Source organism: Roseibium sp. QJM3NY_11, assembly GCF_056173175.1.
In genome coordinates, this window is sequence record NZ_CM149660.1 from 1,842,669 (window position 1) to 1,858,311 (window position 15,643).

The 15,643-nt window shown below is 60.7% G+C and carries 15 protein-coding genes; 10 read left to right on the plus strand and 5 right to left on the minus strand.

The features are described from left to right. Positions 1 to 2: 2 nt before the first annotated feature. Entirely contained in the window at positions 3 to 2,261 is a 2,259-nt protein-coding gene (locus AC0VX3_RS08395; protein WP_475524323.1) for a hydantoinase B/oxoprolinase family protein, read from the minus strand. Positions 2,262 to 2,508: 247 nt separating this feature from the next. Here AC0VX3_RS08395 and AC0VX3_RS08400 point away from each other — a divergent pair, with 247 nt between their 5' ends. From AC0VX3_RS08400 to AC0VX3_RS08425, 6 genes are all read left to right on the plus strand, one after another. Next, a complete protein-coding gene (locus tag AC0VX3_RS08400) occupies positions 2,509 to 3,210 on the plus strand; it encodes a GntR family transcriptional regulator (RefSeq protein WP_475524324.1) in 702 nt (233 codons plus the stop codon). Next, positions 3,207 to 4,613: a 3-isopropylmalate dehydratase large subunit gene (leuC, locus tag AC0VX3_RS08405; protein ID WP_475524325.1), complete on the plus strand. Its 1,407-nt coding sequence runs from the start codon at positions 3,207 to 3,209 to the stop codon at positions 4,611 to 4,613. Before AC0VX3_RS08400 ends, leuC begins: the two co-directional genes overlap by 4 nt. Beyond that, positions 4,613 to 5,233 carry a 3-isopropylmalate dehydratase small subunit gene (gene leuD / locus AC0VX3_RS08410; protein WP_475524326.1) on the plus strand — a complete coding sequence of 207 codons (621 nt, stop codon included), beginning with the start codon at positions 4,613 to 4,615 and terminating at the stop codon, positions 5,231 to 5,233. Before leuC ends, leuD begins: the two co-directional genes overlap by 1 nt. A gap of 85 nt (positions 5,234 to 5,318) precedes the next feature. Beyond that, a complete protein-coding gene (gene dctP / locus AC0VX3_RS08415) occupies positions 5,319 to 6,332 on the plus strand; it encodes a TRAP transporter substrate-binding protein DctP (RefSeq protein ID WP_475524327.1) in 1,014 nt (337 codons plus the stop codon). Between the two features lie 58 nt (positions 6,333 to 6,390). Continuing rightward, positions 6,391 to 6,897 carry a TRAP transporter small permease gene (locus tag AC0VX3_RS08420; protein WP_475524328.1) on the plus strand — a complete coding sequence of 169 codons (507 nt, stop codon included), beginning with the start codon at positions 6,391 to 6,393 and terminating at the stop codon, positions 6,895 to 6,897. Beyond that, complete coding sequence (locus AC0VX3_RS08425) at positions 6,897 to 8,204, plus strand: TRAP transporter large permease (RefSeq protein ID WP_475524329.1); 1,308 nt, start codon at positions 6,897 to 6,899, stop codon at positions 8,202 to 8,204. The genes AC0VX3_RS08420 and AC0VX3_RS08425 overlap by 1 nt, the downstream gene beginning before the upstream one ends. Positions 8,205 to 8,363: 159 nt before the next feature. On the opposite strand, the gene AC0VX3_RS08430 is transcribed toward AC0VX3_RS08425, so the two are convergent. Beyond that, the gene (locus AC0VX3_RS08430) at positions 8,364 to 8,639 is read right to left on the minus strand and encodes a flagellar biosynthesis protein (protein ID WP_342895491.1); all 276 of its coding nucleotides are present in this window, start codon (positions 8,637 to 8,639) and stop codon (positions 8,364 to 8,366) included. A 152-nt stretch (positions 8,640 to 8,791) separates the two neighbouring features. Between AC0VX3_RS08430 and AC0VX3_RS08435 the strand changes: the two genes are divergently transcribed. Further along, complete coding sequence (locus tag AC0VX3_RS08435) at positions 8,792 to 9,403, plus strand: GNAT family N-acetyltransferase (RefSeq protein WP_475524330.1); 612 nt, start codon at positions 8,792 to 8,794, stop codon at positions 9,401 to 9,403. A gap of 133 nt (positions 9,404 to 9,536) precedes the next feature. Here AC0VX3_RS08435 and mtnA read toward each other — a convergent pair whose 3' ends face one another. Continuing rightward, complete coding sequence (gene mtnA / locus AC0VX3_RS08440) at positions 9,537 to 10,643, minus strand: S-methyl-5-thioribose-1-phosphate isomerase (RefSeq protein ID WP_475524331.1); 1,107 nt, start codon at positions 10,641 to 10,643, stop codon at positions 9,537 to 9,539. Between the two features lie 364 nt (positions 10,644 to 11,007). Between mtnA and AC0VX3_RS08445 the strand changes: the two genes are divergently transcribed. Then, complete coding sequence (locus AC0VX3_RS08445) at positions 11,008 to 11,589, plus strand: hypothetical protein (protein WP_342895486.1); 582 nt, start codon at positions 11,008 to 11,010, stop codon at positions 11,587 to 11,589. Between the two features lie 70 nt (positions 11,590 to 11,659). Here AC0VX3_RS08445 and AC0VX3_RS08450 read toward each other — a convergent pair whose 3' ends face one another. Beyond that, positions 11,660 to 12,601, minus strand: coding sequence for a metallophosphoesterase family protein (locus AC0VX3_RS08450; protein WP_475524332.1), 942 nt, complete (start codon positions 12,599 to 12,601; stop codon positions 11,660 to 11,662). 539 nt (positions 12,602 to 13,140) lie between these two features. Between AC0VX3_RS08450 and AC0VX3_RS08455 the strand changes: the two genes are divergently transcribed. Beyond that, entirely contained in the window at positions 13,141 to 13,623 is a 483-nt protein-coding gene (locus tag AC0VX3_RS08455; RefSeq protein ID WP_475524333.1) for an NUDIX domain-containing protein, read from the plus strand. Between the two features lie 100 nt (positions 13,624 to 13,723). Here the strand turns inward: AC0VX3_RS08455 and AC0VX3_RS08460 are convergent, their stop codons facing one another. Continuing rightward, positions 13,724 to 14,698: a glutathione S-transferase family protein gene (locus tag AC0VX3_RS08460; protein WP_475524335.1), complete on the minus strand. Its 975-nt coding sequence runs from the start codon at positions 14,696 to 14,698 to the stop codon at positions 13,724 to 13,726. A gap of 424 nt (positions 14,699 to 15,122) precedes the next feature. Here AC0VX3_RS08460 and AC0VX3_RS08465 point away from each other — a divergent pair, with 424 nt between their 5' ends. Then, positions 15,123 to 15,641: a GNAT family N-acetyltransferase gene (locus tag AC0VX3_RS08465; protein WP_475524336.1), complete on the plus strand. Its 519-nt coding sequence runs from the start codon at positions 15,123 to 15,125 to the stop codon at positions 15,639 to 15,641. Positions 15,642 to 15,643: the final 2 nt, after the last annotated feature.

Genomic DNA, 15,643 nt, shown 5'->3' on the forward strand with positions numbered 1-15,643 from the left:
GCTCATATCGTTACCTCGCGCCAGGCGTTTCCGTAGTGCTCATCGGCAGCCTCCGCATTGACCAGACCGCGGGCCACATCGCGGGCCACGTCGCGGGGCGTGCGATCGGCAGCGTCGCCATAGCCGCCGCCACCGGGTGTTTCCAGGCGCACAGCCTGTCCCTTCCGGAGCTTGATCCCGCGCATCTTCGAGGCCAGGGGCGGTGTCTTCCAGCCATCGTCCTGCTGGTAGGTGAAGCGGTTGAGGGCTCCGCTTTGCCCGTTTACGATCCCCTGGGGGGCAAAACGGCCACGTTCGCCAAACAGGAAGGCTTCCGCTCCGTTTTCTTCCAGAACCTCGATTTCGTAGATAGCCCCCATGCCACCGCGATGGGCACCGGCTCCGGCGCTGTCCGGCCTCAGCGCCCACTGCCGAAACATCACCGGATAAGCGGCTTCGAGTATTTCCATTGGCGGTATGGTCGCGGTGGAAATGGGCGCATTGCCGTGGTTCAGACCGTCGCATTCCGGCGATCCGCCATGGCCGCCACCGTAGAAACTGAACATCACCCAGGGTTGGCCATTGTCGCGTTTTCCGGCAATCGACAAGGCATTGATCGTCCCATAGGCATTGGCAACGACGCGATCGGGCGCAGCCTTGGCGAAGGCGCAGAAAATCACGTCGATCATCCGAAGAATTGTTTCCGTGTAACCGCCCGTCGGAGCCGGAAATTCCGAGGACAGAAGCGATCCCTGCGGAACCAGCACCCTGATGGGGCGCATCACGCCCGCATTGGCCGGCAAATCCTGGAAGATGTGCTTGATCGCCACATATGCGGTGGCGACGGTGGTCGGCAGAGCAATGTTGACGGGCCCGGCGCATTGCGGTGCGGACCCGGCAAAATCGAGTGTCATCTGATCGCCGCTGATTTCCAGCGCAACACGGATTGCCAGCGGTTCGTCGGTGATGCCATCATTGTCGAGAAAGTCTTCCGCTTCCCAGCGGCCATCGGGCAATTCTTCAAGCTCCGATCGCATCAAGGCCTCGGCCCGGTGTCCGAGGGCATCAAGCCCGGCATGGACGGTCGCGGCGCCATATTCATCCAGCAATTCATCCATGCGCCTTATTCCCAGATCGAGCGCACCCAGTTGTCCGTTCAGATCCCCCATGGCCGATTGCGGCAGGCGCGTGTTGCGCAGGAGAATGTCGATGATGTCCTGATTGACTTCGCCGGCCCGGGCCAATCGCACCGGAGGCAGGACAAACGCTTCCTGGAAGACATCCGTTGCCGCCGGATTATAATTGCCGGGCACCGCACCGCCGACGTCGTGCCAATGACCTACCGAGGCGAGGTAGCAGAACAACTCACCATCACGAAAATAGGGACGGACAAGACGCATGTCGGACAGATGCGTGCCGCCGATATGGGCGTCATTGAAAATATAGATGTCGCCGTCCTGCAGATCGCCGCTCGCGCCCGCTTTCTCGATCACGGCCTTGACTGCGAACGACATGACCCCCACGAAGATGGGCAGACCCGATTTGCCCTGAACCAGGGTGTCCCCATTGGTTGCATGATAAAGACCGTGACTGGCATCGTGAGCCTCGGCGATGATCGGGTTGAAGGCCGCGCGAAACAGGGTCGCGTCCATTTCATCGGCAATTTGTTCCATGCGGCCGGCCAGAACCGACAATGTGATTGGGTCAATCTCGCTCATGCCGTCGACTTTACCTCCGCAATGTCGTTCCAGAACGTCCTGACGGGTGATTTTGCCGGCCTCGATCTCAAACCGGTCAATAAACCGGATGCCGTCAAAAGCGGTGCCATCGGGCCACTCGCCCGACAGGGATCCGCGACAATAAACCAATGCTGCCGAACCGGAGCTCTGCATCGCGTCGAAACCTTCATAGGACTTTTTGACGAAGCGATAGCGCGGTCTGGCCCAGTCGATCAGCTCCTGCAATCGGGACATCGGTGGCGCGCCGGGAAAACGCATGGTGAAACCGTCCCCGAGAAACCCCTGGGCAACGTCGGTCTGACGCGCCTCCATTGCCTGAAGATAGTCCCTGACGATCTCTGCCGGATCGGCAAGCGCCGGAGCCCCCGCACGGCTCCTGCGGCCGCGCGCGTAGTTCTCCGGTGGCATTTCATGGATCATGACGGTGATGGCCTCCGGCGCAGCGGGAACGACCAGACGAACCGCATCTGTCAGGGCCTCGCACAACCGGCGCTTTTCTTCGGGCCCATAGCCTTGCAAGACATGTAGTTCGACGATCGGCATGCTGCCCTCCCGAGAAATTTGTACTATCTATAATACCAATTTGAATCGCTTGTTAATACAGAAAATTAGAAAATTATCGGACAGAAGCTTGAGTTTTTAAAATCGAGCTGTAACATCGAGGCCGACTTAGGAAGGAATTTGTTGCGTGAACAAGCCGGCAAAATCGCGACTTCCTGATGGTGCCAAGGCGCGTCGGGTCTATCTGTCTTTGCGTGACCAAATTGCCGATGGGCGTTTGGCGGACGGCGTGACCTTGCCTGCGGAACAAAAGCTTACCGAGATATTCGGGGTCTCGCGCGTGACAATCCGGCGGGCGCTGGATGCCTTGGCCGAAGCCGGACTGGTGACGCGCCGCGCGGGCAGCGGAACGACGGTGAGCACCTCGGGTCAGCCGAACAGGCCAATGGCGATGAACCTGGCCACCCTGATGCCGCAACTCGTCGAGATGGGGCGCAACACAACAGCCCGTCTTCTGTCGTTTTCCTACGATACCGCACCTGAATTTGTTGCCCGCGCACTGCAGATCGAGTCAGGTGAGCAGGTTCAGGTCGCAATCCGGGTGCGCAGCGCCGACGGGACACCTTTCTCTCACCTGACAACCTATGTGCCCGCGGCGATCGCAAGCAATTATTCGGAAAATGATCTCGCGACGACGCCCCTGTTCAAGCTGCTGGAGCTTAGTGGCGTTCAGATCCGCGATGCGCATCAATCCGTTTCCGCGTCCCTGGCGGGTCCGGAGGTCGCTGATGCGCTCGGTATCGCCGTCGGATCGGCGCTGCTTTCCTTGCGGCGTGTCGTGCGCGATGTCGATGGCAACGGTGTTGAATACCTCTCGGGACTTTACCGGCCCGACATGTTTCAGCTTGAAATGCCGCTGACCCGGGTTGGCGACGGCGGTGCGCGGCATTGGCAGCCTGCGATCGGCAAATCCTCGGAGGACACGCGGTGAGCCCGCCGCGCACGCTTCTGGACCGGTTGTGGGCTGCTCATGAAATTGTCTCGCACGCGGATGGCAAGTCGCTTCTGTGGGTCGACCGCCACCTGGTGCACGAAGGCTCCCACCATGCGTTCGCCAAACTGAAGGCACGCGGTGCGAAACTGGCCGAGCCGGAATTGACGTTTGCGGTTGTTGATCATTATGCCCCGACACGCCGGCACGGACAGATCGCCGATCCCCGAATTGAACGCATGCTTCAAACCCTGCGACGCAATGCCGAAGATCACGGGATACGCCTGTTTGATCTGGACGATCCCGAGCAAGGCATTGTCCACGTGATCGGGCCTGAACAGGGGCTGACCTTGCCGGGCCTGTTGATCAATTGCGGTGACAGCCATACGTCGACACACGGAGCATTTGGCGCTCTTGCCTTCGGCATCGGCGCAACCGAGGTCGCCCATGTTCTGGCGACCCAGACGATCTGGCAGATGAAACCCGCCGCGATGCGCCTGCAAATCGACGGAGCGCTTGGACCGGGGGTGAGTGCAAAGGACATTGCTCTCAACTGGATCGCCCGGCTCGGTACGGGCGGCGCAAAAGGTCACGCAATCGAATATGCCGGGACCGCGATCCGGAACCTGTCGATGGAAGGGCGAATGACGCTTTGCAACCTGTCCATCGAAGGCGGTGCCCGGATGGGCATGATCGCACCGGATGAGACCACGGCTTCTTATGTGAAGGGGCGCGCGTTCAGCCCTCGTGGGTCTGCGTGGGACAGGGCGGTGGAAGCCTGGGCGCAGTTGCGCTCCGATGACGCCGCCGAATTCGACAGGGATGTCCATATCGACGGCGCCGACATTGCGCCGACGGTCACCTGGGGCACCAGCCCCGAACAGGCGCTCCCGGTCACGGCCAATATCCCGGACCCCGGATCCGAGGTGCATGGCAATGCCCAGGCAGTGCGCGACGCACTGGACTATATGGGTCTTTCAGCCGGGCGACCCATCGAAGGTACTCCGGTGGACCAGGTGTTCGTCGGGTCGTGCACGAACGGCCGGATTGAGGATCTGCGGGCGGCCGCGGCAGTCCTGGCCGGGCGGAAATCGAAAGTGCCCGGACTGGTTTCTCCCGGATCCAGTCTGGTGAAAGCGCAGGCCGAGCAAGAGGGACTGGATCAGGTCTTCATCCAGGCGGGACTGGAGTGGGTTGCTTCGGGCTGCTCCATGTGTGTCGGCATGAATGGCGACCTGGTGGCCCCCGGAAAACGGTGCGCATCTTCAACAAATCGAAATTTCCGCGGCCGCCAGGGCCCCGGTGCCCTCACGCATCTGATGTCACCGGCCATGGTTGCCGCCGCCGCCGTAACCGGCACCATCACGGATGTTCGTCCGCTCCTGACAGGCAGAACCGCGTGATGGCGGGGTGGTCGGAACATGCTGGCCAGGCGGTCGCCCTGCCGCTGCAGAACGTGGATACGGACCAGCTTATCCCTGCCCGGTTCATGACGCATTCTCGCAGCGAAGGTTATGGACGCTTTCTTCTGCATGATCTGCGCCGTGATGCGGGCGGAGATGAGCTTGCCGACTTTCCGTTGAACCGACACCCGGACGCCAGCGTTGTTGTCGCCGGACATAATTTCGGCTGCGGTTCGTCGCGTGAGGCTGCTGTCTACGCACTGGTTGATGCGGGGATCCGCGCGGTTATCGCCCCGAGTTTTGGTGAAATCTTTGCCGGGAATGCAGTCAACAACGGTCTGCTGCCGGCCCAGGTATCTGAGGACGATGCGACCGCATTGATCGACAGGCTGAAAGAAGCGTCCGGACCTTTGCGAATCCAGCTGGAAACCGGCCGGATCAGCCTGGGGGATCTGGACCTCGGGTTCACTCTGGAGCCCAGCTGGCGCACCAAGCTGATCAACGGCTGGGACGACATCGACCTGACGCTTCATCACTTGCCCGAGATTGCGCGTCACAGGGCAAACCAGATGCATGACAATTCCTGGGTGCGACCCAAGGCGGGGCGGTCTTGGCCGTAGAGGAATTCAGTGTGAGGCATCAAGGACGTTGCCTCACAGCCAATGGGACACTGCAAAAGCAGGTCCCGAAAAGTGGAGAAAGGCTATGATGAGAACTGTTCTTGCCGGGCTTGTTGCCGGTTCAACTCTCTTCGGCGCAGCAGCGCAGGCGGAAGACACCATTTCCGCTGTGCATGCGTTTCCGGAAACACTGATCTACACCAAGAGCTTTCTGTCGTTCGTCGACAAGGTGAATGAAGCCGGAAAAGGCGTGATCCAGATTGACGTCAGGGGCGGACCGGAAGCCATCGGGATGTTCCAGCAGGCGGATGCCGTCCGCGATGGCATTGTCGACATGGTCTACACGCCCGGGTCCTTCTACGGCGGTTCATTGCCGGAAAAAGACGCGATGGTGGCGTCCAACCTGACAGCCGTCGAAACGCGCGAGAACGGTGGTATTGCGCTGATCGACGAGATCCATCAGGAGAAGATGGGCCTCAAGTATCTTGGCTGGTTCGACAGTGGCGTGTGCTACAATTTGTGGACCCGCGACAAACCGAGTTTCGATGCAGACGGAAACCTCGAGGTGGACGGTATCAAGCTTCGCGGCAACAACGTCTACAATGCATTCTTCACCAACTACCTTGGCGCTCAGGTGATCGATCTGCCGACCGGCGAAGTCTATGCCGCGCTGCAGCGCGGAGTGGTCGATGCGACCGGCTGGACACAGATCGGGTTGATTGATCTGAAGTGGAACGAGTTCCTGAACTACCGGATCGAACCCTGTTTCTTTTCGACTGATCTCGGCGTGATCGTCAATCAGGAGAAATGGGACTCACTTTCTGACGAATCCAGAAAGATCCTGCAGGACGTTGCCATTCAGCATGAGATCGACAGTGTCGCAGCCTTGCGCGCCAAACGCGACGAGGATTTCGCCGCACTGGATGCCGCAGGCATGGAAACCATTTCTCTCGAAGGCGAAGCAAAGGCCAACTATCTGGCGGCTGCCCGGGACAAAACCTGGGAGCGCATGAAGGGCCTGATGGCGGAACAGCCCGGTGGAACCGGAAACTATGACCGGTTGATCGAACTGTTTTACGATCTGAACGCCTCCAAATAACGAAATCGCAGGCCCGCTCTTCCGGCGGGTCTGCACATCTGGGGTCCGGAGCCACTTCATGACGTCCATCGCGAAGACCTATTCCACATTCTTGTACGCCATGGCTTTTGTGGCAGGAGCCACGCTTGTCTGGCTCATGATTTCGGTTGTGGTCTCGGTCCTGATGCGCAACCTCGGTTTGCAGCCATTTGCCTGGCTTTTCACGTCTTCCGAATACGGATTGTTGTACATGACCATGCTCGGAGCCCCCTGGCTGGTGCGGGAAAAGGGGCATGTTCACATCGAACTGGTGACATCGACCTTGCCCGAAAAAGCGCGCCATGTGGTCAGCCGGCTGGTCGCGATCGCCTGTGTACTCGTCTGCGTCATTCTCGCCTGGAAAGGGCTTGAACTGTTTTTGAAGAACATCGAGCGGGGCGATTATGACACCCGCGCCTACTATTATCCGCGCTGGCTGCTGACGATCACCTTTCCGCTCAGCTTCGGGCTGATGGCCGTGGAATTTCTGCGCTTTGTCTTCGGATCAGAGCTGATGCACTCCGGCGAAGCAGGGATCCACGAATAATGGAATGGTATGAAGCGCTTGCCCTGCTTATCGGGGTCATCGTGTTTTTCATGGCCATGGGCATGCCGATCGCGCTGGCTTTTCTGGCAGCGAACATCATCGGTGCCTGGGTCTTCATGGGCGGCGAACGCGGTATCGGCCAGTTGCTCAACAATGGTCTTGGATCCCTGACCAAATTCGCGTTGGTTCCAATCCCCCTGTTCTTGCTGATGGGAGAAATATTCTTCCATACCGGCCTGGGTGGACGCATGTTCAATGCCATTGACCAGCTTCTTGGCCGGCTGCCCGGCCGGCTGAGCTACGTCACTGTTCTGGGAGGAACCGCGTTTTCGACCTTGTCCGGATCATCGATGGGATCAACGGCCCTGCTCGGATCGCTGATGGTGCCCGAGATGGGGCAGCGGGGTTACAAGCCTCACATGAGCATAGGACCCATCCTGGGCACCGGCGGGCTGGCGATCATCATTCCGCCGTCGGCTCTTGCCGTTCTGCTCGCAACCCTGGCTCAAATCGATGTCGGTGCCTTGCTGATCGCAGGTATCATTCCCGGATTGATCCTTGCGGCGCTCTATATCGGGACCATCTGGCTCCAGACCAGGATCGATCCATCAGCGGCCCCGGCGTATGACGTCGAGCCGCTGTCCCTTAAAGGCAAGCTCGGCCTGCTCCTGCGGGAAGTGGTCCCGATGGTCGGCGTGATGGTTCTGATTGTCATCCTGATGATCAACGGATTTGTGACGCCATCCGAGGCTGCTGCCTTCGGTGCGCTTGGTGTGCTGATCCTGGCCGCGGTGTTCAGGTGTCTGACCGTGGAGGCCATGCACAAGTCCATCAAGGGAGCGTTGAAAGTGACCCTGATGGCCTATCTGATTGTGTTCGGATCGGCCACTTTCAGTCAGCTTCTGGCCTTTTCCGGCGCCTCGCGCGGTCTTGTGAGTTGGGCAACATCCTTTGAACTGGCACCGATTGCCATGCTACTGGTGATGTTTGCGGTCCTGTTGCTGCTGGGAATGTTCATGGAACAGATATCCATCATGCTCCTGACCGTTCCGATTTTCTTTCCTTTGGCACTGACCTTGGGATTTGACCCGATCTGGTTCGGCCTGATCATGCTTCTGGCCCTGGAGATCAGCTTCACCACCCCGCCGTTCGGGCTCCTGTTGTTCGTGATGAAAGGGGTGGCGCCGCCCGGAACGACCATGCGAACGATCTACACCTCAGCCTTTCCGTTTATCGGCTGTTCGTTGCTGCTGGTCGCGCTGCTGGTCGCCTTTCCCCAGATCGCCCTTTGGCTCCCTGGCCGATGACAATTGAGCAGGTGACGATAGCGCCTGCGACGATTGTGCAGAAGGGGATGAGACCAATGGCATGGCTTTGTGACGTGCTGGATGTTTTGCGCTTCTGCTGAACATTGAAACCGCCGGAGACCCAGAGGCCGGAGATCCGTCGTTCCGGAAGCTGGAATCCTAAACCAGCACGCTGATGCGGGCCATGGCCGCGGTCTGGTTGGCGTTGACGCCAAGCGACCCCTGATTCTGCATCACGTACATGGTGTTGGCCTGATAGGCCTGCACTCCGATGACGTTGAAATTGGAAGCGATGGTGCGCAGCTCCTGCATTTTCTGAGCAGATGCCTGACGACGCGACGCCCAGGACTTGTTGTAGTCGGACCACGTCGATTGTTTCTGGGATCGATAGCGGCTGTGATAGTCGCGCTGGACGTAGTTCCCGATTTTTGGCATGTCAGCATCTTTCCTGGATACGGGTTCGACTGTGTCAGGACGTGGTTAACAGGCGGTTAACCAGCCGCATTCCGCAACCCGGGATCCCTGTATCGGACGGGGCCGGCCGCCGCGCAAAACCCGCATGTTGTCTTGCGGATACCGGAGAAAGGATGATGGGACAGATGCTGGACCTCAATGGCTACACAGACATTCCCGACGGCAAGATCGCGTTCGTGGTGACATTTCTGGAAATGCGGGAACAGCCTGGCGAGCCTCTGGCGCCGCCGCGCGAAGACGTCACACTGGAGCGCTGGAGCGCGCCCGATGTCGCCACCTATCGAAAGCTGTTCCGGGACATCGGCGAGGACTGGCTCTGGTTCGGGCGCCTTGCCCAGGAACCGGCGGTGCTGGAGACATTGCTTGCAGAGCCGACGCGCGAGAATTTTCTGCCGGTGAAGAACGGCAGGCCCGTCGGCACGCTGGAAATCGACTATGCAAACCCGCAGGAACCTGAAATCGCCTATTTCGGGCTGGTGCCGGATGCCATTGGCGGCGGACTGGGGCGTTGGCTGATGAGCCAGGCGGCCGAAATGGCCTGGGCGCGGCCGGAAACCAGACGCCTGCTGCTGCACACCTGCACCGGCGACAGCCCGCAGGCAATCCGCTTCTACATTTCCTGCGGCTTCACGCCTTACAAACGGTCGATAGAGGTCGCTGACGATCCGCGGCTGCTGGGCCTGTTGCAGAGGGACAGGGCGTCTCATGTGCCGGTGATCGAATAGGCTCGACACAGACACCTTCGACCAAGCCCTCAAGTTCAGCCACCGGTTTCCGCTTCGCCCTGTTCAGGGTGAGGGCGCAAGGCATTCAGTGGCGTGCGAAACCGTCTGGTGAAAGTTCGGTGGGCCCAGAGCTTCACGCGCTTGCCCTGACGCGCTCGGGAAAGGCGTCCGCGATGGCCTTGCGGCTGGCTTCCAGAACGCCGCGCTCGGTGATCAGTCCGGTGACAAGGCGGGACGGGGTGACATCAAAGGCGGGATTGGCGACCTCCGATCCATCGGCGACGATGCTGATGGTCTCGATGGTGCCCTGGTCGGTCCGCCCGGTCATCCGGCTGACTTCCGCGCCGCCGCGCTCCTCGATCGGTATTTCCCGCAGGCCGTCCGACAACGAGAAATCGATGGTCGGCGAAGGCAGGGCGACATAGAAGGGGATCTCGTTGTCCCTTGCCGCGAGGGCCTTCAGATAGGTGCCGATCTTGTTGCAGACGTTGCCGGTTGCCGTGGTCCGGTCCGTGCCCGTGATGACGATATCGACCTCGCCATGCTGCATCAGATGCCCGCCGGCATTGTCGACGATCACGGTGTGCGGAACGCCGTGTTGACCCAGTTCCCAGGCGGTCAGATAGGCGCCCTGATTGCGCGGACGGGTCTCGTCGACCCAGACATGCACCGGAACACCGCTGTCATGGCACATGTAGATCGGGGCGGTCGCCGTGCCCCAGTCGACCGCGGCCAGCCAGCCCGCGTTGCAGTGGGTCAGGATGTTGACCGGGTCTCCGGGACGCTTGGACCGGCTGATCTCCGCGATCAGGTCCATGCCGTACATTCCGATCAGCATGTTGATGGCAATGTCGTCGTCACAGATATCGGCGGCGAACTTGAAGGCGGCCTGTTCGCGGACCTCCGGTGCGACCTGGATCAACGCCTTGCGCGCCTTGTCGAGGGCCCAGTGAAGATTGACGGCGGTCGGACGGGTTTCCAGAAGCGCCGAGCACGCGGCATGCAGATTGTCGTCGGACGAATCGGCGCGCATGGCCAGGGCGACACCATAGGCGGCGGTTGCGCCGATCAGCGGCGCTCCCCGGACCTGCATGACGCGGATCGCGTGGGCGGCCTCTTCCATCGTGTGAAGCCGTGCGATCTCGAAAGCATGGGGAAATTTCGTCTGGTCGATGATCTCGACCGAGGCGCCGTCTTCGGCGAGCCAGATGGTGCGATATTTCGTGCCGTCCACATTCATGGCGTAGCCCTCCGGTAAGCGCCGATCCTACCTGCATACCCCATGTCCGGGGCGGGTGGCCAGCGCGGGTGCCCGCCCGGTCATGAGGGGCAAGGCCGCAAGCCGGTGCACAGGTGCGCGAATCAGGCGGTGCCGAACGGACCGGAATTGCGGCCGACGGGATAAAAACAATGACCGTTGGCACGGCATTCAAAAATACCTTAATCTGCGTTAACCATTTTCGAAGCATTGCCGGTGGATAGCCGCCGGTTAGGGCCGTGTGCCTGTTTCGACCGGGTGAGAGTCGGTTAAGACTCTATTGACCACGACGAATCGTGACCCTCCCGGGTCGCGGCCAAGGCAGTGAAACGGAGTCGGGCACCACATGTCTGAAATGCAGGATAACGTTGTCCCCCATACACGCATGCGCTCCCTGCGCGATGCGATCCGGAAGGTTCAGCTCGGCGAGGTCGAGCGTTCGGATGTGGTGGTGGAACTGCAGGATACCGAACGGGCCCGCCTCGACATGCTCGCGGATGAACTGAAGGACGTTTTCAGGGAGATCCCGGAAGACGACGACCAGTTTTCGCTTCAGATCATTTCCGGTTCGACACCGCGGCTGTGGATCGATGCCACAAGCCATGTCGCCGTCGGTGGAGACCGGCGCACCTATCGTTTCCTGAAGGACACGCGCCTGGGACGGGTCGTTATCCTGGAAACCGCCAATATCGACGACATGGCCGATTGCCTCACCGAATATATCGCCGAGCGGGTGCTGGAACGCGAGAAAGCCCTGGAAGGGGACTGGCTCAACAACCGCTTGCGGGAAGTGGCGCGCGAAAGCCAGGTCGTTCGGGTCCGGGAAAGCCGCACGCCGTGGCTGGCGGTGGCGGGCGCCTTCGGCATCGGCATTGCTGCCGGCATCGTCGGACTGATGGCCTATGCCTGGTTCGCCAACCCCATGTGACGGGTGTCCATTTTCAAATCTTTCGCGGCGCCGAGAACGCGCAATGCGCTTCAGACCATATCATGCTCATTTATGAACCCGTGAGCTGACCTGCCACAGGTATCACGACGCTGCGCTCGTTGAGCAATTTCACCGGTTCGTCCGGCGCGTCAAAGCCGTGTTCCTGCATTGCGCAACTCCAGCCGTCCTGTGTCTTCTCGATGCTGAAAAGATTGTAGCGGGCCGCCGGTTTATGGCCGCCGGGCGCGCTGGTGGCCGAGGGAACGCCGACGACCGAGACGGGGCCGTTCGGGCCGTCGATCTCTTCGAAACTGTCGACATGGGTGTGTCCGTGCAGAATCAGTTCGGCACCGGCCCGCTTGACGACCGCGCGCACCCGAGAGGCGTCGGAAAGGCGCTTGTGCCAGCGCGTTGCGTGCCTGAACGGCGGGTGGTGCAGCATCACGACGCGGAACAGGTCCTGCCTGCCGAGTTCTTCCAGAACCGCGCGCAGCCGCTTGCTCTGATCGCTGCCGACCCGGCCGGTGGCAAACCAGGGCGCGCTGGCGCGACCCGTGGTCACGCCGACCAGGGCGATGCCGTCGCGCTTTCGGACATAGGGAAAGGTGGCTTCCGGGCGGGATCCGGCAGGCGGTGCCTTGGTGTCGCCGTCGCTCATGTAGGGCCACCAGGCGGCGCGGGCCCGGCGGACAGCTCCCGGCACATAGGCATCGTGATTGCCCGGCACGACCGAGACGTCCTCCGGCTTGCCGATTTCCTCCAGCCAGGTGCGGGCACCGGAGATCTCCAGAGGCAGGGCGATGTTGACCAGATCGCCGGTGACCGCGATATGGTCCGGAAGGTTCGCCTTCATGTCCGCGACGAGTTGGTCGAGATAGCTGCCACCCATGATCCGGGACCGGTTGCGGTGCCAGTTCAGATAGCCGAGCAGACGCTTTGAGAAAAGCTGCAGAAGCTTCGGGTCGGGAAGGGGGCCGAGATGGGGATCGGAAAGATGCGCGAGTTTGAACATGGGGCGCATCATCAAAGCAAAAGGCGCCGCGTCAAGGATAAATGACGCAACGCCCGAATGCGCGGCACGAATGCAATGTGCCAAAAACGTGCCGGAGTGGTTACCTTGCCGGTTTGGCGGGCTTGCGCACCTTCGGTGCGGAGCTGTCCGTGGTCCGGGTGGTTTCGCGCAGTGTCGCGCCAACAACATTAACGAATCCGAACATGTTCTCTTCTCCGTTCAGAACCTGCTGCCAACGAGGATGGGGATCAGTTGGTCGGGAAGGTGGTCAGGGTGCTGGCAACGCGCGGGTTGCTGAGATCGAGAGCCGGCTTCCAGTGGAATTGGGCGGCACGGCGGCGGCGTCTGCCAAAGAGAGCATTGAACATGGACATATTCCTTCAGGGGATAGGGCGCCTTGCCCTCAAAATAATCAACTTGCACGATATATATGCATGCGCTGCCAAAAGGAGGAGCGTTATTACTGGAGATCAGCCCTGCAGGGATTGCATGGGTTAACAAGGTCTTATCTGCAAAATACGTGGAGTAACCTTCGGGAAATGTTGAAGTTCTTGTCCCTCCTGCCTGCGCACTGGACACGCCGTCTTATTCAGCAGATCGGACTGGTCCGCAATCCGTACACGCTTGGTGTCCGTGTGATCGTGGAAGATGAGGTCAAAAGGGTGCTGCTGGTGCGGCACAGTTACCTCGACGGCTGGTATCTGCCGGGCGGCGGTGTCGACAAGGGCGAGACGATGGCGGAAGCGGCCCGCCGGGAGGTTCACGAGGAGGCCGGGATCGCCGCGGCAGAAGCCCCGCGGCTCCTGAGCGTCTATCTGAACGAAGGGGCAACCGGCCGGGATCATGTCGGCCTGTTCCATCTGGCAAGCTGGTCCGGAACCGAAAGCTTCCTGGCGCCCAATTCAGAGATTGCCGAAGCCGGTTTCTTCGCACCGGATGCCCTGCCGGATGGCCTCACCAGGGCCACCGGGCAACGCTTGATCGAGTTTCGATCGGGACTGCTGGTCTCGGGCAGGTGGTGACACCTGGAGGGGCCGTGACCGGGAACCGGCCCACAGGCCGGACCAGCCCCGGCTCAGCGCCCGGGCTGCGGTGTTTTCAGGAGAACCACAAAACCGCCCCTCAGGCTGCTGCCTGCAGCCGGTCCCGGTCATGCGGGCGGGTGAAGTCGAGCTCGGGACCGACAGGCACGATGCGGGTCGGATTCACGCTTTCATGTGAGCCGTAGTAGTGCTGCTTGATCGTCGTCATGTCGACGGTCTCCGCGATGCCCGGCACCTGGTAGAGCTCGCGCAGGTAGTTCGACAGGTTCGGATAATCCACTATCCGGCGAATGTTGCATTTGAAATGGCCGAAATAGACCGGGTCGAAGCGCACAAGCGTGGTGAACAGGCGCCAGTCGGCTTCCGTCAGCCGCTCGCCCGCCAGATAGCGCTGCCGCGACAGGCGATCTTCCAGGGCGTCCAGGGTCTCGAACACGGCTGTGACGGCTTCCTCATACGCGTCTTGCGTGGTCGCGAAGCCGGATTTGTAAACGCCGTTGTTGACCGTGTGATAGACGCGCTCGTTGATGTCGTCGATTTCCGTGCGCAGATCCTCCGGATAATAGTCGGCAGCGGACCCGGTCAGTCCGTCGAACGCGGAGTTGAACATCCGGATGATCTCGGAGGACTCATTGCTGACGATGGTCTGCTGGTGCTTGTCCCACAGGATCGGCACGGTTGCGCGGCCGGTATAGTGGGGATCGGCCTTGAGGTAGACGTGCCAGGCGAATTTCGCCCCGGTCAACGGATCGATCTCGGTAAATTCCCACCCGTTTTCCAGCATCAGGGGCTGAACGGCAGACAGGGAAACCAGATCCTCCAGGCCTTTCAGCTTGCGGAAGACCATGGTGCGATGCGCCCAGGGGCAGGCATGGGAGACGAACAGGTGATAGCGTCCGGGCTCGGCCTTGAAGCCACCGGCGCCGTTCGGCCCGGGGGACCCGTCCGCGGTGATCCAGTTCCGGAAGGCAGCGTCCTTTCGGACGAAGCGGCCTCCGGTCGATGACGTGTCGTACCATTGCTCTTTCCAGACACCGTCGACCAGCAATCCCATAATGTGCTCCTGTGTTGCAGTCCCGTTGACGAGCATGTTGCGTCCGATTGGACGCGGCACGCTCCGTCACCATTGATCTAAGTCGGTCCGCGGGTGCGGAAATCAATCGCCTGAATGCACCGTTCCGGATTGGTGAACAATCGACCGGCTGGGCCGACGAGGCAAAAAACGCTGGACCGGTGTCGCCAATGCGTGGTAACCGCTTCTCCTCATTGAGACAACGCCGGGTTCCCAGTTGGTTTCCGGCAGCAAATCGAAACTGGGCATCATGACCGCAGGTCTGACACTCCGACGACGAAGCAGCCGACGAGATTTTTCTCGTCCGCGCCGTCGCGGCTGACCCGTTCCCGGATTGTCAAAGACACTTTTCTTCCGGGCCGGCAGGCGCGCTTTCTGAAAAAGACAGCCTTCCGGAACCAGAGACATGAAACAGATGCAATGGGTCATTCGGCCCGAACACACCGCCGACACGATCACAATCGACACGCTGCAGGCCAATGCCTTCGGCCCTGGACGGTTTGCCCGCACCGCCTTTCTCATTCGTGAAAACGTGCCGCACAGAGTGGATCTTTCCTTCGTCGGACTTGCCGGTCAGCAGGTGGCCGGATCGATCCGGCTGAGCCCGATCCGGATCGGGCAAACGGCCGCGCTTCTGCTCGGCCCGCTCACGGTGTCACCGGATTTCAAGAACCGGGGCCTTGGCAAGGCCCTGATGAACACGGCCATGGAAGCGGCAGCCCGGGCGGGAGACACGACGGTGTTGCTGGTCGGCGATGCGCCCTATTACAGCCCCTTCGGCTTTCAGCAGGTTCCCTTCGGGCGGATCACGCTGCCGGGCCCGGTTGATCCGGCGCGTCTGCTCGTCGCGCTTCTGAACGGGGCCGACATGCCGGAAGGCCCGGTCCACGGGGGCAGCGGAGACGCAGCGCACGGACCTGCCTGAGG

What these genes read in the sequence shown, in the direction of transcription:
- AC0VX3_RS08395 (WP_475524323.1), bottom strand. Translation starts at nt 2,261, where the DNA reads ATGCCGATCGTCGAACTACATGTCTTGCAAGGCTATGGGCCCGAAGAA.
- AC0VX3_RS08460 (WP_475524335.1), bottom strand. Translation starts at nt 14,698, where the DNA reads ATGGGATTGCTGGTCGACGGTGTCTGGAAAGAGCAATGGTACGACACG.
- AC0VX3_RS08430 (WP_342895491.1), bottom strand. Translation starts at nt 8,639, where the DNA reads ATGCCAAAAATCGGGAACTACGTCCAGCGCGACTATCACAGCCGCTAT.
- AC0VX3_RS08425 (WP_475524329.1), top strand. Translation starts at nt 6,897, where the DNA reads ATGGAATGGTATGAAGCGCTTGCCCTGCTTATCGGGGTCATCGTGTTT.
- AC0VX3_RS08455 (WP_475524333.1), top strand. Translation starts at nt 13,141, where the DNA reads ATGTTGAAGTTCTTGTCCCTCCTGCCTGCGCACTGGACACGCCGTCTT.
- dctP (WP_475524327.1), top strand. Translation starts at nt 5,319, where the DNA reads ATGATGAGAACTGTTCTTGCCGGGCTTGTTGCCGGTTCAACTCTCTTC.
- AC0VX3_RS08465 (WP_475524336.1), top strand. Translation starts at nt 15,123, where the DNA reads ATGAAACAGATGCAATGGGTCATTCGGCCCGAACACACCGCCGACACG.
- AC0VX3_RS08435 (WP_475524330.1), top strand. Translation starts at nt 8,792, where the DNA reads ATGATGGGACAGATGCTGGACCTCAATGGCTACACAGACATTCCCGAC.
- mtnA (WP_475524331.1), bottom strand. Translation starts at nt 10,643, where the DNA reads ATGAATGTGGACGGCACGAAATATCGCACCATCTGGCTCGCCGAAGAC.
- AC0VX3_RS08450 (WP_475524332.1), bottom strand. Translation starts at nt 12,601, where the DNA reads ATGTTCAAACTCGCGCATCTTTCCGATCCCCATCTCGGCCCCCTTCCC.
- leuD (WP_475524326.1), top strand. Translation starts at nt 4,613, where the DNA reads ATGGCGGGGTGGTCGGAACATGCTGGCCAGGCGGTCGCCCTGCCGCTG.
- AC0VX3_RS08445 (WP_342895486.1), top strand. Translation starts at nt 11,008, where the DNA reads ATGTCTGAAATGCAGGATAACGTTGTCCCCCATACACGCATGCGCTCC.
- AC0VX3_RS08420 (WP_475524328.1), top strand. Translation starts at nt 6,391, where the DNA reads ATGACGTCCATCGCGAAGACCTATTCCACATTCTTGTACGCCATGGCT.